Here is a 22,389-nt window from a genome sequence, read left to right as displayed (position 1 = left end):
TCGTGCAGCCTTGGCTGGCACTCAAGCATCGAGCCGGGGAACAGCAGTGATCTACACCGAAGACTTTGCCAGGTGGACGCCTTCGGCGCCGCTGCCCGAGTGTTCCTGGCACGCGCCCACCGGCCTGAGCATCGTGTCCAATGGCATTGTCTACAGCGCGCGCTACCAGACCGAAGAGGGGCGGATCGGCACGGAATTGATCATCCATGGCCAGTGCGATATCGAGTTCATCTTCGGCCAGACGGTCGATTGCCTGCTGCTCGAAGTGGACATCAACACGCTCGGCAAGGCCGTCTCGACCGCCTACTGGCTGACCCTGCGCGACCAGGACTACACCGAGTTCACGCCCGGCCCCGGCACCCACGGCACCTCCTGGCACGACGTGCCCGGCCCGCTCGACCGCCTGACCCTGTCCACCCTGCCGCAGTGCACGGTGCATATCCGCCAGCTGGAATGGCGCCCGGCCTGGCGACATTGAGCGGTTGTCCTGCCCCCCGGCATTGCTTAGGCTTACGCGGTCAAACCGAGCCGTAACGCCAGGAGAAGTGCCCATGGGCCTCAACGATCAGTGGATGCAGCGTGACCTGAAGGTCCTTTGGCACCCCTGCACCCAGATGAAAGACCACGAACAGCTGCCGCTGATCCCGATCAAGCGCGGCGAGGGCGTGTGGCTGGAGGACTTCGAGGGCAAGCGCTACCTGGACGCCGTCAGCTCATGGTGGGTCAACGCTTTCGGCCATGCCAACCCACGCATCAACCAGCGCATCAAGGATCAGGTCGACCAGCTCGAACATGTGATCCTCGCCGGCTTCAGCCACCAGCCGGTGATCGAGCTGTCCGAACGCCTGGTGGCGATCACCCCGGCCGGCCTGGAGCGGGTGTTCTACGGCGACAATGGCTCGTCGTGCATCGAAGTGGCGCTGAAGATGAGCTTCCATTACTGGCAGAACACCGGCAAACCGCAGAAGAAGCGCTTTGTCACCCTGACCAACAGCTACCATGGCGAGACCATCGCCGCGATGTCGGTGGGCGACGTGCCGCTATTCACCGAAACCTACAAGGCGTTGCTGCTGGACACCATCAAGGTGCCAAGCCCGGACTGCTACCTGCGCCCGGAAGGCATGGGCTGGGAAGAGCACTCGCGGAACATGTTCGCGGCCATGGAGCAGACCCTGGCCGAACACCACGCCAGCATCGCCGCGGTAATCGTCGAGCCACTGATCCAGGGCGCCGGCGGCATGCGCATGTACCATCCGGTGTACCTCAAGCTGCTGCGCGAGGCCTGCGACCGTTACGACGTGCACCTGATCCACGATGAGATCGCCGTCGGCTTCGGCCGCACCGGCACGATGTTCGCCTGTGAGCAGGCCGGCATCACCCCGGACTTCCTGTGCCTGTCCAAGGCCCTGACCGGCGGCTACCTGCCGCTGGCCGCCTGCCTGACCACCGACAAGGTCTACCAGGCCTTCTACGACGACTACCCGACCCTGCGCGCCTTCCTGCACTCGCACAGCTACACCGGCAATCCGCTGGCCTGCGCCGCGGCCCTGGCCACTTTGGACATCTTCGAGCAGGACAACGTGATCGAGACCAACAAGGCCTTGTCGGCGCGCATGGCCAGCGCCACCGCGCACCTGGCCGACCATGCCCACGTCGCCGAGATCCGCCAGACCGGCATGGTCCTGGCCATCGAGATGGTCCAGGACAAGGCCACCAAGGCCGCCTACCCCTGGCAGGAGCGCCGCGGCCTGAAAGTCTTCGAGCACGCCCTGAGCCGTGGCGCGCTGTTGCGCCCGCTGGGCAGCGTGGTGTATTTCCTGCCGCCTTACGTGATCACACCCGAACAGATCGACTTCCTGGCCGAGGTGGCCAGCGAAGGGATCGATATCGCCACCCGCGACAAGGTGAGCGTCGCCGTGCCGGCCGACTTCCATCCGGATTTCCGCGATCCGGGCTAACCCCAGACCAACCCGAAACCTGTAGGAGCCGGCGTGTCCGCTCCTACAGGATCTGCGTCAGCCTTTTTCCAGAGCAAGCCCATGAGACTCTCCCGCTTCTTCATCGACGCCCCACTGGGCCTTGGCGAGCACGAGCTCCCCGAAGCCCAGGCCCACTACATTGGCCGTGTGCTGCGCATGGCCGCTGGCGACGCCGTGCAGCTGTTCGACGGCAGCGGCCAGGAATACCTCGGCCAACTGCTCGAAGTCGGCAAGAAAACCGTGCGCGTCAGCCTCGACCAGGCCCTCCCCGGCCAGGCCTACTCGCCTTTGCACATCCACCTCGGCCAGGGCCTGTCCCGTGGCGAGCGCATGGACTGGGCAATCCAGAAAGCCACCGAGCTGGGTGTCAATGAAATCACCCCGATCGTCAGCGAACGCTGCGAAGTACGCCTGAAGGACGAACGCGCCGACAAGCGCCTGGCCCACTGGCGCCAGGTGGCTGTCAGTGCCTGCGAGCAGTGCGGGCGCTCGACTTTGCCGGTGATCCACCCGCCCGTGACCCTGGCCGAGTGGCTGAAAAGCACCGAAGCCGACCTCAAGCTGGTGCTGCACCCGGTGGCCGAGCCACTGACCAGCCATGCCAAACCGGCCAGGCTGGCCTTCCTGATCGGCCCCGAGGGCGGCCTGAGCGAAGCGGAAGTCGAGCAGGCCAAGGCCGCCGGCTGCCACGCCGCCCGCCTCGGCCCTCGCGTGCTGCGTACCGAAACCGCCCCTGTGGTGGCCCTGTCGGTAGCGCAACAACTGTGGGGCGATTTCTAACGCACGTAGAAGAACACCGCGACGAAGTGCATCAGGCTGCCGGCAATCACGAACAGGTGCCAGATGCCATGCCAGTGGCGGAATCGGCTGTCAAAGGCGAAGAAGATGATGCCGACGGTGTAGAACACACCGCCGGCCGCCAGCCAGGCGAAGCCGGCGGCACCCAGGCTGTGCAGCAGCGGTTTCACCGCCACCAGCACGATCCAGCCCATCAGCGCATAGATGACGATCGACAGGATCCGCGCCTCCGAGCGCGGCTTGATCTCCTGCAACATCCCAATCAGCGCCAACCCCCAGACCACCCCGAACAGGCTCCAGCCCCAGGGACCGCGCAGGCTGACCAGGCAGAACGGCGTGTAGCTGCCGGCAATCAACAGGTAGATCGACAGGTGGTCGAGCTTGCGCATGACCCGCTTCGCTCGCCCGCGGGTGCTGTGGTAGAGGGTGGAGATGCTGTAGAGCAACAGCAGGGTGAAACCGTAGATGGAGAAACTGACGATCTTCCAGGGATCGCCCTGCAGGCCCGCCACGACGATCAGCCAACTCGCTCCGATGCAGGCCAGTACCGCGCCGACCAGGTGGGTCCAGGCGTTGAAGCGTTCACCGTAATACATGCAAGCACAGACCTCCCGCAGCAGTCAGGGTTCCTGAGCCCCGCGACAGGGCCCGCGTAACCACTATCCTAGCCAGCTAGAGATTGCAGATCAGCGTCACGCACCAATCTTTCCAGCCCGGCCAGGTCCGGCACCCGCGCCACCTGCTCGCCCACCTGCACTGCCGCCAGCTCCAGCGCGGCCAGTGGCACATCAACATAGTTCAACTGGCTGTCGAGCTTGCACGAGCGCGGAATACCCTGCAGCAGCAACGCCAGGAAGCGCAGGCCGGTATCCCCCAGTGCATTGAGCACCACCACCCGTGCCCGCTCGCCGCAAGTGGTCTGCCCGCCACAGGCCGCCTCGAAACCGATCAACGGCAGGCGCTGCTGGCGCCAGTCCACCCAGCCCAGGTGCCAGGTCGGCTCCCCTGGCTCGCAGGCGATGGCGCGATGACCAATCAATTCGGCCACCGCCACGTTGGGCAGTACCAGGGTGCGGTCGCCCAAGGGCAACAGCAGGCCGGTGAGGCTGCTGCGCTGGCCGGCGATATGTTCAAGCATGGGGTTGGCTCCAGTGGGCGATGCTCTGCAACAGGACCGACTCCTGGTAAGGCTTGCCGAGGTATTCGTTGACGCCGATGGCCATGGCGCGGTCGCGGTGCTTCTGCCCGGTGCGCGAGGTGATCATGATGATCGGCAACTGCGCCAGGCGCTGGTCGCGGCGGATGCGCGTGGCCACCTCGAAACCGTCCATGCGCGGCATCTCGATGTCCAGCAGCAACACGTCCGGGCGGTGCTCTTCGAGCAGCGCCATGGCATCCACCCCATCCTTGGCGGTCAGCACGCTCATGCCGTGGCGTTCGAGCAGGCGGCTGGTGACCTTGCGCACGGTCACCGAGTCGTCCACCACCATCACCAGCAGCGGTCGACGCGGCACGGGACCGGTCAGCAGATGCTGCCCCTGCGCCACGCCCGGCAGGCGCGCCAGGCGTCGCTGCTGGCCGCGCAACTGGCCGAGCAGGTCGAGAATCAGCACCACCCGCCCGTCGCCGAGCAGGGTGGCACCGGACAGCCCCGGCACCGCCGCGAATTGCGGGCCCAGGCTCTTGACCACGATCTCGCGGCTGGGCGACAGGCTGTCGACCTGGATCGCGAACGATTGCTCGTGGGAATGGGTGAGCAGCACCGGCAGCGGTACGCTCTGGCCCAGCAGGTTGGGCTGCGTGCCCTCCTGCAACAGTTCGCCGAGGTAGCGCAGTGCGTAGTCATGCCCGGCATAGCTGTAGCGTGGCGGGTCAAGCCGGTAGCAGGCCTCCAGCTCCGCTGGCGGCACGCGAACGATGCCCTCGATGGTGTTCAGCCCAATTGCGTATTGCTCATCCTCCACATGCACCATCAGCGCCCGGTTCACCGACACCGTGAACGGCAGGCGGATCAGGAAGCGCGCGCCCTTGCCGGGGCTGGACTCGATGCTCATCGAACCGCCCAGCTGCTTGACCTCTTCATGGACCACGTCCATGCCCAGGCCGCGCCCGGAGATCTGGGTGATCTTCTCGGCCGTGGAAAACCCCGGGCGCAGGATGAACTGCAGGATCTCGTGGTCGCTCAGACGCGCCTGCGGATCGAGCAGGCCGCGCTTGATCGCCTTGTTGCGCACCGCCTCCAGCGGCACCCCGGCGCCGTCGTCGCTCATCTCGATGACAATGTCGGCGCCTTCGTGCAGCAGGTTCAGGTGGATGGTGCCCTGCTCCGGCTTGTCGGCCGCCAGGCGCGCCTCGCGGGCTTCCAGGCCATGGTCGACGGCATTGCGCAGCATGTGCTCCAGCGGCGCGACCATGCGTTCCAGCACGCTGCGGTCCAGCTCGCCCTCGGCATTGCCGACCACCAGCTCGACCTGCTTGCCCAGTTCGCTGGCCACCTGCCGCACCACCCGTTGCAAACGCGGCACCAGGCGTTCGAACGGTACCATCAAGGTGGCGGTCAGCCCCTCTTGCAACTGGCTGTTGACCCGCGCCTGCTGCTGCAACAGGCTGTGCGCCTCCTGGGCCCGCTGCAGCAGGGTTTCCTTGAGGTCAAGCAGGTCCGAGGTGGACTCGAACAGCGCCCGCGACAATTGCTGCAACTGCGAATGGCGGTCCATCTCAAGTGGGTCGAAGTCGTCGTAGGCATCACCCTCGAACTGGTGCCGGCTCGAGATCCGCCCCTGGGTCTCGATATCCAGGCGCAACAGCTGGTCGCGCATGCGCTCCAGCGTGGTCTCCATCTCGTTGAGGGCGAACTGCGCATCGTTGACCTGCTGCTCGATGCGCCCGCGGATCACCGAATGCTCGCCGGCCAGGTTGCCCAGGTCGTCCAGCAGTTCGGCATCGACCTTGACCATGTCCCCGGCCCGCTCGGGCGCGACAGCCGGGGCTTCGGCCGGGGCGGGCTCGGCCTGGGGCTGCCCGGCGGCGCTGTCGGTCAGCGCTGCACTCGAGAAGTTGCGGATATAGTCGATCAGCGCCGTCGCCGCATGCAGCGGCTCGCCCAGGCGCGCAGCGTCGAGCATGTGCGCCAGGCGGTCATGGCAGTTCTGCAGCAGGCTGAACAAGGCCGGCGTCGACGGCAGCCGTGCGGCCGCCAGCAGCTCGTAGAGAAATTCCAGCTCATGGGCCAGGTCGCCGATGGCGGTGATCTCGACCATGCGCGCTCCACCCTTGAGGGTGTGCAGGTCGCGCAACAGGTTCTCCACCTCGACCGTGTTGCGCGGGTCGGCCTGCCAGCGCGCCAGGGACTGGGCCGCGCTTTCGAGGATATCGGAGCTCTCCTCGAGGAAAACCTCCAGCAGCTCCTTGTCGCCTTCGCTTTCCTGCGTGTCGTCCTGCGCCTCGACCGGGCCAGGTGGCGGAGCGTTGTGACGGAAATCGCGCAGCTCACCCAGCAACTCCACCGCCGACAGCGGTGGCTGGCCCTCGTGCAAGCTGCGCAGCATCCCGGCCAGGGTGTCATGGCTGCGTGCGAGCAGCTCGAACAGCCTCGGGCTTGCCCCGATCCGCCGGTCCACCAGCCCTTCGTAGAGCAGCGCGAGCTCCTGGGCAAGCACTTCGATGGCACCGATCGCAGCCATCTGCGCGCCGCCCTTGAGGGTCAGCACATCATGTTGCAACGCCGACAGCGGTGACAGGCTTTCGGGATCGTCCTTCCATTGCCGCAGCGCCTGGTCGGCGCCTTCGAGAATATCGGCGGCTTCCTCGAGGAACAGTTCGACGACCGCGGGGTCCGGTAGCTGACCTGCGATAGGCAGCGTTGTCGCGCCAGCTGCGCCGACCAGCCCCAGGGCCGCCGGGTCGAGGGCATCATCAAGCAAGCCGTGCAAGGCGGCCAGGCAATCGGGGCGTGCTGTCGGGTCCTGCCCGGCGGCTATTTCGTCGAACAGGTCGAACAGCGCTTCGTGCGCCTGCCGGGCGATAGCGAAGAAACGCGGCGTCACCGCCAGGCTGCCCTCTTCGACCGCGCCGTACAGGTCGAGCAGCCCTTCGCAGACTTCATCCACCTGCCACAGCTCGGCCTGGTGCGCGCCATGGCTGAGGGTGGTCATTTCCTCGAGCAGCAGGTGCAGTTCATGGTGCTGCGTGGGGTCGGCCTGCCAGTTGGCCAGCCGCGCCTCGGCGTCGAGCAGGATATCCATGCCCAAGGTCAGGAAAGTGGCCGTCAGTTGCGGGTCACGCCGGGCCCGGCGTGCCGGGTGCGCCTCGGCCTGGTGCCTGGCCAGCCTGGCATCGACCGTTTGCCCGACCTGCTCGATCAACGCCGCAGCCCCCGGGATGGCAGCCAATGGCGTGCTGTCCAACTGGGCCAGCCCCAGGTGGAACAGCGCACGCGCAGCCTCCAGCAGTTCGGTCTCGGCCTGCTGCAAAGGCAGGTGGTGACCTTTGTACTCGCGCACCAGGCGGTCGAGCGCGGTGGCCAGTTCCGCCATCGGCATCACGCCAGCCATGGCGGCGCTGCCCTTGAGGGTGTGCAAGGCGCGTTGCAGGCTGTCGCTGACCACTGTGCCTTGAGCATCAGCCACCTGCAGGAAAGCATCGAGCCCGGCCAGGTGCCCTTGGGCCTCGTTACGGAAAATCTCCAGCAACTGCGGATCGAGACCGTCGATGCTGGCACTGGCCGGCGTGTCGTTGAGCGCCAGCGCGTGCAGATGCCCGGCCAGTTGCTCGATCTCCGCGGTGGGCGGCAGTTGGCTGGCGGCGAAGTCGGCGAGCAGGTCGGGCAGGCGCACGAAGACCTGCTGCAAGGCCACCAGGCCTTCGGCGCTCAGCGTGATGCGCCCCTCCAGCACCCGGTTCAGCAGGTGCTCGGCGCCCCAGGCAAGCTCCGCCACGGCCTCTGCGTGGACCATCCGCCCGCTGCCCTTGAGCGTATGCAGCGCGCGACGCACCTCGATCAATGAATCACGCAAACCGTTGTCGGCACGCCAACGCAGCCATTGCCGCTCGATTTCAGGCAACAGTTCGCCGGCCTCTTCGAGAAACACCTCGCGCAACTCGTCATCGATACCGTCCGCCATCCGGGAGCCAGCCAAGGGGCGTTCGAGGCGCGGGCATTGCACGCCCAAGGCGGTCAGGCTGGCGTGGGCCATGTCGATGAAACGCTGGGCATCGGCCAGCGGGTCGGCCACTCGCCACTGCAACCAGGCCTCGCCGGCGCACAGGGCATCGGCCAGATGGGCCAGCTCATCGGGCAGCGGCTCGTCCTCCACATGGACCAGCCAGCCCTGCACATATCCCGCACACCCAGCGAACACTTCGGCGGCAGCCGGCAGCATCAGCATCGCCAACGCCCCGCGCACCTGCTGCAGCAGACCGGGCAAGGCCTGCAGGCGCTGACGCGACCAGTCCGACTCCAGGCAGTCGCCAATCAGGTCCTTGGCCTGCTGCAGCACATTGAGCGACTCATTGAGTACCAGTTGGCGAATCTCGGCCAAGTCAGAACCAGGCAGATTGCCTGGTGAGGTTTCCTCCAGCGGGCCGACCATGCCGTTTAGGGTCGCCTCGACGTACAACAGCGCCCCGGCGACATCCATCAACAGCGCCTCGTCCACCGCGCCGTCCTTCTCGACCTGCGCCTGCAGCGCCAGCACCTGGTCGATGATCACGCGTCGTGGCTGCTGGAAACCCAGCACTGCCAGAGTGTCGGCGACATGGCGCAGGGGCGGCAGCAACGTCTCCAGCGGTTCGCGTGGCGGATGCTCGCCACTGACGAAGGGGTCGAGACGGTCCTTGATGCGCATCAGGTCATCGCACAGCGCCATCACCACTGAACGCAGCGCGTCGCGCCCAGGGCCGGCTTGCATGTGCTCACGCCAGCTCCCCAGGGAAAGGTCGAGGTTGGCCAGGTCCGCCGCGCCAGCCAGACGCTGCCCGAGGTCGCCCAGCAGGCTGCCTTGGGCCAGGGGTTCGGCACCGCGGCAGACCCGCAGCTGGTTGAGCAGGGGCATGACCACCAACGGCAGGTCGTGGCGTGCCCCGCGCAGGCGATCCAGGTAGGGCGGCAATTGCTCGAGCCCCCGGAACAGCGCACCCAGGCAGTCGCCACGGGGGCTCACCTGACCCTCGGCCATGGCCCGCCCAAGCAGCTCCAGTTCCTCGGCCAGGCGCGTCGCGCCCGGCAATTCGAGCAGGCGCAGACAACCGTGCACCTGGTGCAAGTTGTCGACGAAGAACGCCAGCATCGACAGATCGCCCGGATCTGCCGAGAAACGCTCCAGGGCCTGGCGCGCCTGTGCCAGGCAATCAAGGATGGGGGCCTTGACCCAGGCCAGGGCCACGGTGTCGTGGCGCTCGCCGGCCGTACTGCCCGGGCCGGCCATGCTTGCCCCGCTCACGACCGCTCCACCGGTTTGGGCAGGGTGAAACCGGATACCGAACGGCGCATCTCGCTGGCCATGCGTGCCAGGTGGCGAATGCTGTCGGCCGTGGCGCCGGAGCCGGCGGAGGTCTGCGCGGTGATCTGCTGGATCACCGCCATGGTGTGGGAAATCTGCCCGGCAGACGACGTCTGCAATTGAGCGGCATCGGAGATGCTGTGAATAAGGTCGGCCATCGTCTGCGATACGCCTTCGATCTCTGCCAGGGCCACGCCGGCGTCCTGGGCCAGGCGCGCGCCGCGCACCACTTCGGCGGTGGTCTGCTCCATCGAGATCACCGCCTCGTTGGTGTCGGCCTGGATGGTGCGCACCAACGCCTCGATCTGCCGGGTTGCCGAGGACGAGCGCTCGGCCAGGCGCTGCACTTCGTCGGCGACCACGGCAAAGCCGCGGCCGGCCTCGCCGGCGAGCGACGCCTGGATGGCCGCGTTGAGGGCGAGGATGTTGGTCTGCTCGGCAATGTCGTCGATCAGGCTGACGATATCGCCGATCTCCTGGGAGGACTCACCGAGGCGCTTGATCCGTTTGGCGGTGTCCTGGATTTGTTCGCGGATGTTGTCCATGCCGTGGATGGTGTTATGCACCACCTCGTTGCCTTTGTTGGCGATGGCCACCGAGCGCTCGGCCACCTTGGCCGATTCATAGGCATGCGCGGAAACCCGGTCGATCGATTCGACCATGTCGCCCACCGCCTCTGACGCCTCGCTGATCTGCTCGGCCTGGTGCTCGGAAGCCTTGGCCAGTTGGCGGGCGGTGTTCTGGGTGTCCTGCACCGCAGCGGCGACCTGCTCGGCACTGTGGTTGATGGTGGCCACCAGGTCGCGCAGTTGGTCCACCGAGAAGTTGATCGAGTCGGCGATGGCCCCGGTGAAGTCCTCCGTCACCGAGACGGTGACGGTCAGGTCGCCGTCGGCCAGTTCCTCGATCTCGTCGAGCAGGCGCATGATCGCCTGCTGGTTGCGCTCGTTCTTCTCGGCGGTCTCGCGGAGCTGGCGGTGGGTGGCGCGTACCATCACCAGGCCGATAAGGATGATCGAAGCCAGTGCCAGCAGGCCAAGCACGTAGCCACCCACGGTGTCGAGGGTACGCCCGCCAGCCAGGTTCTCGAAGCCGTTGGCCAGGTGCGAGGCTTCGTCGAGCAGGGTCTGCGACAGGCTGAAGATGTTGCCGGCAGCCTCGCGCACGCGGAACAGCTCCGGCGAAGTCTCGAGGATTTCGTCCACCGAGCCCGAGACGAACTGGAACAGTTCGGCGATCTCGGCCAGACGCGCCCGGGCATCGGCATCCTCGACGCGGGTGACCTGAATCGCCGGGTTGCCGGCCAGCATGCCCTCGAGCACCTGGCCGAAGCGGCTGGCGTCGCGGCCGAAGGCATCGGCGGCCTGCACCGAAGTCTCGTCACCGGCGAGCACGGTGTTGACCGAGCCGAGAATGCGCTCGGCCAGCAGCAACTGGCGCTGGGCCACGGCCACCTGGTTGGCCGGCGCACCGCTCTGCAGCAGGATTTCCACCACTTTCTCGTATTCGACCTGCAACTGCGGAACGGTTTCGGCCAGGGTGGCCGCGACCTGGTGCAACGACAGCACGGTCTGCTCGCTGGCCAGGATAGTGTCGGTGTTCTTGCGCAAGTTCTCCCAGTCCTGGCGTACCGCGTCCATTTCATCGCGCACCGCCACGGGCGCCGCGGGTAGCCCGGTGGTCTTGTCACCTTCGCGCAGGTAGCTCCAGCGCCGCTCGAAATCGTTGCGCGCATCGCTGAGCAGCCTGAACGCCAACGCCTTGCCCGCCGCCGCCTCGGTGGCGTTCTTGGCAATGCGCTGGGACAGCACGCGCAGCTCGCCGGCGTGGCCGATGTACTGCTTGTCGTGGTTGGCCTGGGTGTTGAGGTAGGCGAAGTTGGCGAACAACAGGACGATCGACAGGATCAGCACCACGAACAGCACGGTGATCTGCGCGGTGCTGCGCGGGCGTTGGGCCACGGCGGCGGGCGAGACGCCGGCTGCGGCAACGGTGGGTCCTGGCTTGTTCACGTCGAAAGTCCTCTACAACGCCACATCGAGAAAGCCCGGCGCCTGGGCCAGGGCGAACGGGCTGAAGATCGCCCAATTGCGCTCACGGGGAAAATGGCCCTGCACGAAGGGCGCGGCCGCACGGATCAACGGTTGCGGCGGTGACAGCTCGAGGCTGCTCAGGGCGAAGTGCTGCAGGCCGACCACTTCGTCCACCAGCAGCCCGGCGAACAGCTCTTCATGATCCAGCACCAGCACCCGCCGTTGCTTGCCCGCTGCAGCCGGGCCAAGGCCAAAGAACGCACACAGGTCCATCACCGGCAGCAGCCGCCCTCGCAGGTTGGCCACCCCACGCACCCAGGGCTGCACACCCGGCACCCGGCTACCGCGGGGTTCGCGCAGCACTTCGGCAACTTCACCCATGGGCGCGACGAACCACTGCCCGGCAACACGAAAGCCGATGCCGCTCCATTGTTGCAGGCGGATGTCCTGCGGTGGCTGGTCGGCCACCAGCAGGCGGCAGCGCCGGTCGATGTCCAGCAGCAACTCGAAGGCGGTCAGCGACGCGCCCTGGGGCCGGGTGGTCAAGCCTGCAGCACTTCTTTGAGCTTGGCGATCAGCGCATCTTCTTCCACAGGTTTGGTCAGGAAGTCGCGGGCGCCCTGGCGCTGGGCCCAGATCCGATCGGTTTCCTGGTCCTTGGTGGTGACCACGATCACCGGGATGGCGCTGGTTTCCGGGTCCTTGCTCAACTGGCGGGTGGCCTGGAAACCGTTCATGCCGGGCATGACGATGTCCATCAGCACCGCGTCGGGCTTCTCCTGGCGCGCCAGGGCCACGCCGTCGGCGCCGTTGTCGGCCTTGAGCACCCCATAGCCGTGCTTCTCCAGCCATTCGGTCAATCTGTACATCTCTGTCGGCGAGTCGTCGACAATCAGAACTCGGGCCATGCTGTTTCCCCATCAGGAAATAGAGACGCCGCCTTGCGTGGGCGCGTCAGGGTGCGTGTGGATCCTGCGCGGCGAAGCCGGGCACGCAGGCACGGATCGCGTCGAGCAGTTCTTCCTTGCTGAAAGGTTTGGTCAGGAACTGGTCGGAACCGACCACCCGGCCGCGGGCCTTGTCGAACAGGCCGTCGCGGGAAGAGAGCAGGATCACCGGGGTGTCCTTGAACTCGCTGTTGTGCTTGATGATGGCGCAGGTCTGGTAGCCGTCGAGGCGCGGCATCAGCACGTCGACGAAGATGACCCGCGGTTTGTGGTCGACGATCTTGGCCAGGGCGTCGAAGCCGTCACTGGCGGTGATCACCTCACAGCCTGCCTCGCCGAGCAACATCTGCGCGGTGCGGCGGATCGTGCGGGAATCGTCGATCACCATCACCTTCAGGGGTTGTTCCATAGTTGCGCTTCTGCCTGGGAGCGAATTCGCCAAAAGGCCGTGCAGGCCATGTGCCTGGCCTTTTTAGCACACTCCCGAAGGCCATTCCATCCGCCCACCCCTTGACCGTGGGCGCGCCCGGCGCCACCCTGAGCCACTTTTTCTTTCGTGCCATGCGGCCAAGCGCCGCCAAGAGGAACTACCCCATGAGCGTTCGCCTCGGGATTGTCATGGACCCCATCGCGTCCATCTCCTACAAAAAGGACAGCTCGCTGGCCATGCTGCTGGCCGCCCAGGCCCGCGGCTGGAGCCTGTTCTACATGGAGCAGCGCGACCTGTACCAGGGCCAGGGCAAGGCCCGCGCACGCATGCGCCCGCTCAAGGTGTTCGCCGACCCGGCCCGCTGGTTCGAACTGGGCGAGGAGCAGGACAGCACCCTGGCCGAGCTGGACGTGATCCTGATGCGCAAGGACCCGCCCTTCGACATGGAGTTCGTCTACAGCACCTACCTGCTGGAACAGGCCGAGGCCGAAGGCGTGCTGGTGGTCAACAAGCCGCAGAGCCTGCGCGACTGCAACGAGAAACTGTTCGCCACGCTGTTCCCGCAGTGCACGCCCCCCACCCTGGTCAGCCGCCGCCCCGACATCATCCGCGAGTTCGCCGCCGAGCATGGTGATGTGATTCTCAAGCCGCTAGATGGCATGGGTGGCACTTCGATCTTCCGTCACCGGGTCGGCGACCCCAACCTGTCGGTGATCCTCGAGACCCTGACCGCGCTCGGCGCCCAGCAGATCATGGCGCAGGCCTACCTGCCGGCGATCAAGGACGGCGACAAGCGCATCCTGATGATCGACGGCGAGCCGGTGGACTACTGCCTGGCGCGCATCCCGGCCAGCGGCGAGACCCGCGGCAACCTGGCCGCCGGCGGTCGCGGCGAAGCCCGCCCGTTGAGCGAGCGTGATCGCTGGATCGCCGCCCAGGTCGGCCCGACCTTGCGTGAAAAGGGCCTGCTATTCGTCGGCCTGGACGTGATCGGCGACTACCTCACCGAAATCAACGTCACCAGCCCGACCTGCATCCGCGAGATCGACGCTGCCTTCAACACCAATATCGGCGGGCAATTGATGGACGCCATTGATCGCAAGCTTCAGGCGCGCTGACCGAGGACACGTGGCAACACCGCGCAGTGGGGTATGATGCCGGTCCTTTTCGACTGAGCTGCTGCCCCGCCGAGGCTCCGTACGAAAAGTCTTGAGACGCAGGTCAGGCAAGGCGAAAACAGCCGAGGAAGCGCAGTGTACTGGAGTACATGAGCATTCCGAGGCTGTTTTCAACGCAGCATGAACAAGTATCAAGGCTTTTCGTACAGAGCCTAGCGGTTGCTGGATACCCGATGACGCTCCCCGCTGACATCCCACCCGACCTGCTGCCACCGCGCGTCCGCCCGGTGGACCGGCTCGGTTTCACCTTGTTCCTGGCCGCCCTGGTGCATCTGGCGCTGATCCTGGGCGTGGGTTTCACCGTGGTCAAACCGGCCGAGATTCGTCACGCCATGGACATCACCCTGGCCACCTTCAAGAGCGAGAAAGCGCCCGAGAAGGCCGACTTCCAGGCCCAGGACAACCAGCAGGGCAGCGGCACCCTGGACAAGAAAGCGGTGCCCAAGACCACCGAGGTCGCGCCGTTCCAGGACAGCAAGATCAACAAGATCACCCCGCCCCCGGCGGCGAAACCGCAAACACCCCCGGCACCGGCCAAGGCCGTGGTCGCCACCCAGGCGCCGAAGCCGCAGAAAGTCGAGCCCAAGCCGAAGGAAAGCAAGCCGCAACCCCAGCCCCAGGCCAAGGTTCCGGACTTCGACAGCTCGCAGCTGTCCAGCCAGATCGCCAGCCTCGAGGCCGAGCTGTCCCAGGAACAGCAGCTTTACGCCAAGCGCCCGCGCATCCACCGCCTGAACGCCGCCTCGACCCTGCGCGACAAGGGCGCCTGGTACAAGGAAGAGTGGCGCAAGAAGGTCGAGCGCATAGGCAACCTCAACTACCCCGAGGAAGCCCGGCGCCAGCAGATGTACGGCAGCCTGCGGATGATGGTGTCGATCAACCGCGACGGCTCGCTGTATGAGGTGCTGGTGCTGGAGTCCTCCGGCCAGCCGGTACTGGACCAGGCGGCCCAGCGTATCGTGCGCCTGGCGGCGCCGTTTGCGCCATTTACCGGCGACCTGGCGGAGTTCGACCGCCTGGAGATCATCCGTACCTGGCGATTCGCCCGGGGGGACCGTCTGCAGAGCAACTGACATCAGGGCTTACCTGATGGCAAAACAATAGCCATTCTGTAATCATGCGCGCCTTTGGATCCAACTGAGAAAGGACTCTTCCATGGCGCGCTCCCTCTTCGCCCGCAATACCGCTGCCTTTGTCTTTGCCCTTGGCACCTTCGCACTACCCGCCGTGGCGTGCGCCGATGCCGCCGCCCTGACGCAGAAACTGATCGACGAAGTGGGCGAATACCACTACGACGAAACCCCGCAGCGCCTGGCCGCCATCAAGGCCCTGCTCGACCAGGGCGCCGATCCTGATGGCCAACCGGTGTTCCTGGCGGCCTCCTACAAGGCGACCGCACCTTTCGAGCTGTTCCTGCCGAAAGTGAACGTCAATGCCCCGATTCAGGAAAACGGCGAAACCCTGCTGTTGCTCACCCTCAACCAGGCTGAACAGCCAGCCTCCAAGGCCGACCTGAGCATGGTCAAGGCGCTGATCGCAGCCAAAGCCAATGTGAACGTGCAGGCTCAGGAAGACACGGCTTCGCCCCTCAACACCGCGGCGGAAAAAGGCTCGCCAGAGCTGGTCAAACTGCTGCTGGCCGCCGGCGCCGATGCCAAGGCCACCCTGGCCAACAACTTCACGCCCCTGACCGGCAAAGGCGCCTCGAATCTGGAGGTGATCAAGCTGCTGGTCGAGGCCGGCGCCAACCCGTACCAGGTGACAGGCGCGGGATCCACCCCTCTGCACTTCGTCTGCCAACGCCCCTATGAACTCAATGGCCAGCCGGACCCTCAGGCGAACCAGCGCATCGCACTGTTGCTGAAGAAGGGCAGCTCCATCGATACCATTCACGAGCAGCAAGGCACCTTCCCGGTCGGCACGCCACTCAAGGAAGCGCTGATGAGCAACAACCCAGACTGCGTCGCCGCCCTGATCAAGGCCGGCGCCAGCCCCCAGGCCCCGGTGTACCCGGCGAGCTACCTGGCGCAGTACCCGACCGCCAGGCAACAGACGATCAAGGCCTATGTACTGTCCCAGGCCGACGCCGAGCCGGACCTGTATCCCGCCGAGATCGTCAAGCTGTTCAAGTGACTTCCCCAGGCACGGCGGTCCATACGCCACTGCTGGAGGCCGCCCGCTCGAACAACCCGGACTGTGTTGCGGCACTGATCGCCGCAGGTGCCGACCCGGAGGCACCCGTCCATTCGCCGACCTACATGAAGAACTTCCCGGATACCGAGCAGGAAACGGTCAGGCAGTACATCCTGTCCCGTGCAGCGGAACGCCGCAGCCTGTACTCGCCCGAAGTGGTGAAGCTGTTCCAGTAACCCGCCGTGCCACTGACAAGGTGCCCCTGGCACCTTGTCAGCCTCGCCACCTGGCGCCACACTAGCGGTCATGAAGACCCTCGCCCCCAGCTACCTCAAGCACCAGTTCCTGATCGCCATGCCGCACATGGCCGATCCGAACTTTGCCCAGACCCTCACCTACATCGTCGAGCACAATGCCCACGGCGCCATGGGCCTGGTGGTCAACCGCCCGCAGGAGCTGAACCTGGCCGACATCCTCGAACAGTTGCGCCCAGACGATGAGCCGCCGGCCAGCACCCTGCACGTCCCGATCTACCAGGGCGGCCCGGTGCAGACCGACCGCGGCTTCGTGCTGCACAGCAACGACCGCAGCTACCAGGCCACGGTCGAACTGGAGGGCCTGTCGCTGTCCACCTCCCAGGACGTGCTGTTCGCCATCGCCGCCGGCGACGGGCCGCGCAAGAGCCTGATCACCCTGGGCTACGCGGGCTGGGAAGCCGGCCAGCTGGAGGCCGAGCTTGCCGACAACGCCTGGCTCAACTGCCCCTTCGACCCAGAGATCATCTTCGGCATGGCCAGCGACATGCGCCTGGGCGCCGCCGCCGCCAGCCTGGGGATCAACCTCAGCCTGCTGACCAGCCAGGCGGGCCACGCCTGATGGCCGAACTGCGCTTGCTGCTTGGCTTCGACTATGGCACCCGGCAGATCGGCGTGGCCGTCGGCCAGGTGATCACCGGCCAGGCCCGAGAACTGTGCACGCTCAAGGCACAGAACGGCGTGCCGGACTGGAACCAGGTCGAAAAGCTGATCAAGGAATGGAAACCCGACGCCATCGTCGTCGGCCTGCCGCTGAACATGGACGGCACGCCCAGCGAGATGAGCGAACGCGCCGAAAAGTTCGCCCGTCGCCTGCACGGCCGCTACAACCTGCCAGTACACACCCACGACGAACGGCTCACCACCTTCGAAGCCAAGGGCGAGCAGATGGCCCGTGGCGGCCGTCACGGCAGCTACCGCGACAACCCGGTCGACGCCATCGCCGCGGCCCTGCTGCTGCAAGGCTGGCTGGAGGCCAACACTTAAATCCGCTTTGCCGCCGGCGGCTTGCCGGCGCCCGCCTTCCGAGGAGCACGCAATGAGCCTACCCAATCCCGCCGACCTGATCCGGCAGATGGCCGTCGACCTTCGCGCCCACCTGGCCCGCCGCGCCATCGCCGAGCCACGCTTCATCGGCATCCGCACCGGCGGCGTGTGGGTGGCACAGGCCCTGCAGGCCGAGCTCGGCGACCAGAGCCCGCTGGGTACCCTGGACGTTTCCTTCTACCGTGACGATTTCAGCCAGAACGGCCTGCACCCGCAGGTGCGCCCCTCGGAACTGCCTTTCGAGATCGAAGGCCAGCACCTGGTGCTGGTGGACGACGTGCTGATGAGCGGGCGTACCATCCGCGCCGCCCTCAACGAGCTGTTCGACTACGGCCGCCCGGCCAGCGTGACACTGGTGTGCCTGCTCGACCTGGATGCCGGCGAGCTGCCGATCCGCCCGAATGTGCTTGGCGCCACCCTGTCCCTGGCCGCCCATGAACGGGTAAAATTGACCGGACCCACGCCGCTCGCCCTCGAGCGCCAGGACCTCGCTCCCGCATCCGCCCTTTAAGAGTCCCCCGCGATGACGCCATTCGACGCCAAGCGCCCGCTGCAGCTCAATGATCAGGGCCAGCTGCGCCACTTCCTCTCGCTCGACGGTTTGCCCCGCGAACTGCTGACCGAGATCCTCGACACCGCCGACTCGTTCCTCGAAGTCGGCGCCCGGGCCGTGAAGAAAGTCCCGCTGCTGCGCGGCAAGACCGTGTGCAACGTGTTCTTCGAGAACTCCACCCGTACCCGCACCACCTTCGAGCTGGCCGCCCAGCGCCTGTCGGCCGACGTGATCAGCCTGAACGTGTCGACCTCCTCGACCAGCAAGGGCGAGACCCTGTTCGACACCCTGCGCAACCTGGAGGCCATGGCCGCCGACATGTTCGTCGTGCGCCACTCCGACTCCGGTGCCGCCCATTTCATCGCCGAGCACGTGTGCCCGGACGTGGCCGTGATCAACGGCGGTGACGGCCGCCACGCCCACCCGACCCAGGGCATGCTCGACATGCTCACCATTCGTCGGCACAAGGGCAGCTTCGAGAACCTGTCGGTGGCCATCGTCGGCGACATCCTGCACTCGCGCGTGGCCCGCTCGGACATGCTCGCGCTCAAGGCGCTGGGCTGCCCGGACATCCGCGTGATCGGCCCGAAGACGCTGATCCCGATCGGCATCGAGCAGTACGGCGTGAAGGTCTACACCGATCTTGCCGAGGGCCTCAAGGATGTCGACGTGGTGATCATGCTGCGCCTGCAGCGTGAGCGCATGGCCGGCGGTTTGCTGCCCAGCGAAGGCGAGTTCTACCGCCTGTTCGGCCTGACCACCGCGCGCCTGGCCGGCGCCAAGCCCGACGCCATCGTCATGCACCCGGGTCCGATCAACCGCGGCGTGGAGATCGAGTCGGCGGTGGCCGACGGCAAGCACTCGGTGATCCTCAACCAGGTCACCTACGGCATCGCCGTGCGCATGGCCGTGCTGTCCATGGCCATGAGCGGGCAGAACGCGCAACGTCAATTCGAGCAGGAGAACGCCCAGTGACCCTAAGCATCATCGGCGCCCGGGTCATCGACCCTGCCAGCGGCCTGGACACCATCACCGACCTGCACCTCGATGGCGGGCGCATTGCCGCCATCGGCGCGGCCCCCGCCGGCTTCAGCGCCAGCCGCACGATCCAGGCCGAAGGCCTGGTCGCCGCCCCCGGCCTGGTCGACCTCGGCGTCTCCCTGCGCGAACCGGGCTACAGCCGCAAGGGCAACATCGCCAGCGAAACCCGCGCCGCGGTCGCCGGCGGCGTCACCAGCCTGTGCTGCCCGCCGCAGACCAAGCCGGTACTGGACACCTCGGCCGTCGCCGAGCTGATCCTCGACCGCGCCCGCGAAGCCGCCAACAGCAAGGTCTATCCGATCGGCGCCCTGACCAAGGGCCTGGAAGGCGAGCAACTGGCCGAACTGGTGGCCCTGCGCGACACCGGCTGCGTGGCCTTCGGCAACGGCCTGAAAGAGATCCCCAACAACCGCACCCTGGCTCGCGCCCTGGAATACGCCGCCACCTTCGACCTGACCGTGGTGTTCCACTCCCAGGACCGTGACCTGGCCCAGGGCGGCCTCGCCCATGAAGGCCCGATGGCCAGCTTCCTCGGCCTGCCTGGCATCCCGGAAACCGCCGAGACCGTGGCCCTGGCCCGCAACCTGTTGCTGGTCGAGCAGAGCGGCGTGCGCGCCCACTTCACCCAGATCACCAGCGCCCGTGGCGCCCGGCTGATCGCCCAGGCCCAGCAGTTGGGGCTGCCGGTCACCGCCGATGTGGCGCTGTACCAGCTGATCCTCACCGACGAGGCGCTGCGCGACTTCTCAAGCCTGTATCACGTGCAGCCGCCGCTGCGCACTGCCGCCGACCGCGACGGCCTGCGTGAAGCGGTGAAATCCGGGGTGATCCAGGCGATCTCCAGTCATCACCAGCCCCACGAGCGCGATGCCAAGCTGGCGCCGTTCGGCGCCACCGAGCCAGGTATCAGCAGTGTCGAGCTGTTGCTGCCGCTGGCCATGACCCTGGTGGAGGACGGCCTGCTCGACCTGCCGACCCTGATGGCGCGCCTGAGCAGCGGCCCGGCCAAGGCCATGCGCCTGCCGGCCGGCGAGCTGAAAGTCGGCGCCGCCGCCGACCTGGTGCTGTTCGACCCGAAAGCCTCGACCGTGGCCGGCGAAAACTGGTTCTCCCGCGGCGAGAACTGCCCGTTCATCGGCCACTGCCTGCCGGGCGCGGTACGTTATACCTTGGTCGATGGGCACGTCTGCCACGAGGCCTGAGTAACGCCACCGCGGGGCAAGCCCGCTCCCACGAAGCCCCCTGGGGTCATCGTGTGGAGCAGGCCTGCCAGGCAATGCCTTGAAACAACCATTCATCCCTCTCGGTTGAAATCCTTCCCCCCTCCCCCCATATGAGTCTGCATCAGGCATTTTCGCCCCGCTGCGTGGAGACTCTCCCTTGACTACCATCGTTTCTGTCCGCCGTAACGGCAAAGTCGTCATGGGCGGCGACGGCCAGGTTTCCCTCGGCAACACCGTGATGAAAGGCAACGCCAAGAAAGTGCGTCGCCTGTACAACGGCCAGGTCATCGCCGGCTTTGCCGGTGCCACCGCCGATGCCTTCACCCTGTTCGAGCGCTTCGAAGCCCAGCTGCAGAAACACTCCGGCCACCTGGTGCGTGCCGCCGTCGAGCTGGCCAAGGAATGGCGTACCGACCGCTCGCTGAGCCGCCTGGAAGCGATGCTGGCCGTGGCCAACAAGGATGCATCCCTGATCATCACCGGCAACGGCGACGTGGTCGAACCCGAGGACGGGCTGATCGCCATGGGTTCCGGCGGTGGCTATGCCCAGGCCGCGGCCCGCGCCCTGCTGAACAAGACCGACCTGTCGGCCCGCGAGATCACCGAGGCCGCCCTGAACATCGCCGGCGACATCTGCGTGTTCACCAACCACAACCTGACCATCGAGGAGCAGGACCTGGCCGAGTGAATCAGTTGTTTTGGCGTCCCGCTCGCAGCGGGACTTTTCCACACTGATCACTGTGCTTGAGGACCCCATACATCATGTCCATGACCCCACGCGAAATCGTCCACGAACTCAACCGCCACATCATCGGCCAGGACGACGCCAAGCGCGCCGTCGCCATTGCCCTGCGCAACCGCTGGCGGCGCATGCAGCTCCCCGCCGAGCTGCGTGCCGAAGTCACCCCCAAGAACATCCTGATGATCGGCCCCACCGGCGTGGGCAAGACCGAAATCGCCCGCCGCCTGGCCAAGCTGGCCAATGCGCCGTTCATCAAGGTCGAGGCGACCAAGTTCACCGAGGTCGGCTACGTTGGCCGTGATGTCGAGTCGATCATCCGCGACCTGGCCGACGCCGCGCTGAAGATGCTGCGCGAGCAGGAGATCGTCCGCGTGCGCCACCGCGCCGAGGACGCCGCCGAGGACCGCATCCTCGACGCCCTGCTGCCACAGGCGCGGGTCAGCAGCTTCAGCGAGGAAGCCCAGCAGAGCAGCAGCGACTCCAACACCCGCCAGCTGTTCCGCAAGCGCCTGCGCGAAGGCCAGCTGGACGACAAGGAAATCGAGATCGAAGTCGCCGAGAACATGGGCGTCGAAATCGCCGCGCCGCCCGGCATGGAAGAGATGACCAACCAGCTGCAGAGCCTGTTCGCCAACATGGGCAAGGGCAAGCGCAAGGCGCGCAAGCTCAAGGTCAAGGACGCACTGAAGATGGTCCGCGACGAAGAAGCCGGCCGCCTGGTCAATGAGGAAGAGCTCAAGGCCAAGGCCCTGGAAGCGGTCGAGCAGCACGGCATTGTGTTCATCGACGAGATCGACAAGGTTGCCAAGCGTGGCAACGTCGGTGGCGCCGATGTCTCCCGTGAAGGCGTGCAGCGCGACCTGCTGCCGCTGATCGAAGGCTGCACCGTCAACACCAAGCTGGGCATGGTCAAGACCGACCACATCCTGTTCATCGCTTCCGGCGCGTTCCACCTGAGCAAGCCGAGCGACCTGGTGCCCGAGCTGCAAGGCCGCCTGCCGATCCGTGTCGAGCTCAAGGCGCTGACCCCGGAAGACTTCGAGCGCATCCTGAAGGAGCCGCACGCCTCGCTGACAGAGCAATACAGCGCCCTGCTCAAGACCGAGGGCCTGAACATCGAGTTCGCCGACGAGGGCCTCAAGCGCCTGGCCGAGATCGCCTACCAGGTCAACGAGAAGACCGAGAACATCGGTGCCCGCCGCCTGCACACCCTGCTCGAGCGCCTGCTCGAAGAGGTGTCGTTCAGCGCCGGCGACCTGGCCAGCGCCCACGACGAGACGCCGATCCACATCGACGCCGCCTACGTCAACAGCCACCTGGGTGAGCTGGCACAGAACGAAGACCTGTCGCGTTACATCCTGTAAAACCGCACGGGGCCGCTGCGCGGCCCATCGCCGGCAAGCCGGCTCCCACATCGACCATTGTGGGAGCCGGCTTGCCGGCGATGGGCTGCAAAGCAGCCCCCTTGCAC

General features: G+C 66.3%; 21 protein-coding genes. 14 read left to right on the top strand and 7 right to left on the bottom strand.

Annotated features, from left to right (window positions below):
• Nucleotides 1-46: 46 nt before the first annotated feature.
• The 3 genes from CCOS191_RS02520 to CCOS191_RS02510 all read left to right on the top strand — a co-directional run bounded on the left by CCOS191_RS02520 (nt 47) and on the right by CCOS191_RS02510 (nt 2,759).
• Nucleotides 47-478, top strand: coding sequence for a hypothetical protein (locus CCOS191_RS02520; protein WP_046853933.1), 432 nt, complete (start codon nt 47-49; stop codon nt 476-478).
• Nucleotides 479-551: 73 nt separating this feature from the next.
• Complete coding sequence (locus CCOS191_RS02515; RefSeq protein WP_046853932.1) at nt 552-1,958, top strand: adenosylmethionine--8-amino-7-oxononanoate transaminase; 1,407 nt, start codon at nt 552-554, stop codon at nt 1,956-1,958.
• 81 nt (nt 1,959-2,039) lie between these two features.
• Nucleotides 2,040-2,759 carry a 16S rRNA (uracil(1498)-N(3))-methyltransferase gene (locus CCOS191_RS02510; protein ID WP_046853931.1) on the top strand — a complete coding sequence of 240 codons (720 nt, stop codon included), beginning with the start codon at nt 2,040-2,042 and terminating at the stop codon, nt 2,757-2,759.
• Here CCOS191_RS02510 and trhA read toward each other — a convergent pair.
• The 7 genes from trhA to pilG all read right to left on the bottom strand — a co-directional run bounded on the left by trhA (nt 2,756) and on the right by pilG (nt 12,666).
• Entirely contained in the window at nt 2,756-3,373 is a 618-nt protein-coding gene (trhA, locus tag CCOS191_RS02505; RefSeq protein ID WP_046853930.1) for a PAQR family membrane homeostasis protein TrhA, read from the bottom strand. The genes CCOS191_RS02510 and trhA overlap by 4 nt on opposite strands.
• A 68-nt stretch (nt 3,374-3,441) precedes the next feature.
• Nucleotides 3,442-3,915, bottom strand: a complete 474-nt coding sequence (locus CCOS191_RS02500) for a chemotaxis protein CheW (RefSeq protein WP_046853929.1) — start codon at nt 3,913-3,915, stop codon at nt 3,442-3,444.
• Nucleotides 3,908-9,202, bottom strand: coding sequence for an Hpt domain-containing protein (locus tag CCOS191_RS02495; RefSeq protein WP_046853928.1), 5,295 nt, complete (start codon nt 9,200-9,202; stop codon nt 3,908-3,910). The genes CCOS191_RS02500 and CCOS191_RS02495 overlap by 8 nt, the downstream gene beginning before the upstream one ends.
• 11 nt (nt 9,203-9,213) lie before the next feature.
• Nucleotides 9,214-11,238, bottom strand: coding sequence for a methyl-accepting chemotaxis protein (locus CCOS191_RS02490; protein WP_156177729.1), 2,025 nt, complete (start codon nt 11,236-11,238; stop codon nt 9,214-9,216).
• Nucleotides 11,239-11,301: 63 nt separating this feature from the next.
• On the bottom strand, nt 11,302-11,856 hold the full coding sequence (locus tag CCOS191_RS02485) for a chemotaxis protein CheW (RefSeq protein WP_046853926.1): 555 nt from the start codon (nt 11,854-11,856) through the stop codon (nt 11,302-11,304).
• The gene (pilH, locus tag CCOS191_RS02480; RefSeq protein WP_046853925.1) at nt 11,853-12,218 is read right to left on the bottom strand and encodes a twitching motility response regulator PilH; all 366 of its coding nucleotides are present in this window, start codon (nt 12,216-12,218) and stop codon (nt 11,853-11,855) included. The genes CCOS191_RS02485 and pilH overlap by 4 nt, the downstream gene beginning before the upstream one ends.
• Nucleotides 12,219-12,264: 46 nt before the next feature.
• Nucleotides 12,265-12,666: a twitching motility response regulator PilG gene (gene pilG / locus CCOS191_RS02475; RefSeq protein WP_046853924.1), complete on the bottom strand. Its 402-nt coding sequence runs from the start codon at nt 12,664-12,666 to the stop codon at nt 12,265-12,267.
• 185 nt (nt 12,667-12,851) lie between these two features.
• Here pilG and gshB point away from each other — a divergent pair, with 185 nt between their 5' ends.
• From gshB to hslU, 11 genes are all read left to right on the top strand, one after another.
• On the top strand, nt 12,852-13,805 hold the full coding sequence (gene gshB, locus CCOS191_RS02470; protein ID WP_046853923.1) for a glutathione synthase: 954 nt from the start codon (nt 12,852-12,854) through the stop codon (nt 13,803-13,805).
• 233 nt (nt 13,806-14,038) lie between these two features.
• Nucleotides 14,039-14,938 (top strand): energy transducer TonB, encoded by a 900-nt coding sequence (locus CCOS191_RS02465; RefSeq protein WP_023631717.1) that lies wholly within the window; start codon nt 14,039-14,041, stop codon nt 14,936-14,938.
• Nucleotides 14,939-15,020: 82 nt separating this feature from the next.
• Nucleotides 15,021-15,998: an ankyrin repeat domain-containing protein gene (locus CCOS191_RS02460; RefSeq protein WP_052752572.1), complete on the top strand. Its 978-nt coding sequence runs from the start codon at nt 15,021-15,023 to the stop codon at nt 15,996-15,998.
• The gene (locus CCOS191_RS02455) at nt 15,995-16,234 is read left to right on the top strand and encodes an ankyrin repeat domain-containing protein (protein ID WP_046853922.1); all 240 of its coding nucleotides are present in this window, start codon (nt 15,995-15,997) and stop codon (nt 16,232-16,234) included. Before CCOS191_RS02460 ends, CCOS191_RS02455 begins: the two co-directional genes overlap by 4 nt.
• A gap of 70 nt (nt 16,235-16,304) precedes the next feature.
• A complete protein-coding gene (locus tag CCOS191_RS02450; RefSeq protein ID WP_046853921.1) occupies nt 16,305-16,874 on the top strand; it encodes a YqgE/AlgH family protein in 570 nt (189 codons plus the stop codon).
• Nucleotides 16,874-17,299: a Holliday junction resolvase RuvX gene (gene ruvX, locus CCOS191_RS02445; RefSeq protein ID WP_028688357.1), complete on the top strand. Its 426-nt coding sequence runs from the start codon at nt 16,874-16,876 to the stop codon at nt 17,297-17,299. Before CCOS191_RS02450 ends, ruvX begins: the two co-directional genes overlap by 1 nt.
• Before the next feature lie 52 nt (nt 17,300-17,351).
• Nucleotides 17,352-17,870, top strand: a complete 519-nt coding sequence (gene pyrR / locus CCOS191_RS02440; RefSeq protein WP_046853920.1) for a bifunctional pyr operon transcriptional regulator/uracil phosphoribosyltransferase PyrR — start codon at nt 17,352-17,354, stop codon at nt 17,868-17,870.
• Nucleotides 17,871-17,882: 12 nt separating this feature from the next.
• Nucleotides 17,883-18,887, top strand: a complete 1,005-nt coding sequence (locus tag CCOS191_RS02435; RefSeq protein ID WP_038706925.1) for an aspartate carbamoyltransferase catalytic subunit — start codon at nt 17,883-17,885, stop codon at nt 18,885-18,887.
• On the top strand, nt 18,884-20,155 hold the full coding sequence (locus CCOS191_RS02430; protein WP_046853919.1) for a dihydroorotase: 1,272 nt from the start codon (nt 18,884-18,886) through the stop codon (nt 20,153-20,155). The genes CCOS191_RS02435 and CCOS191_RS02430 overlap by 4 nt, the downstream gene beginning before the upstream one ends.
• A gap of 178 nt (nt 20,156-20,333) precedes the next feature.
• Nucleotides 20,334-20,864 (top strand): ATP-dependent protease subunit HslV, encoded by a 531-nt coding sequence (gene hslV, locus CCOS191_RS02425; RefSeq protein WP_011536056.1) that lies wholly within the window; start codon nt 20,334-20,336, stop codon nt 20,862-20,864.
• A gap of 74 nt (nt 20,865-20,938) precedes the next feature.
• A complete protein-coding gene (hslU, locus tag CCOS191_RS02420; RefSeq protein WP_046853918.1) occupies nt 20,939-22,282 on the top strand; it encodes an ATP-dependent protease ATPase subunit HslU in 1,344 nt (447 codons plus the stop codon).
• Nucleotides 22,283-22,389: the final 107 nt, after the last annotated feature.

This window comes from Pseudomonas sp. CCOS 191 (assembly GCF_001007005.1).
Taxonomy (GTDB): Bacteria; Pseudomonadota; Gammaproteobacteria; order Pseudomonadales; family Pseudomonadaceae; genus Aquipseudomonas; species Aquipseudomonas soli.
Note: the sequence above shows the minus strand (reverse complement) of the source record. Positions and strands in the feature narration are given on the sequence as shown.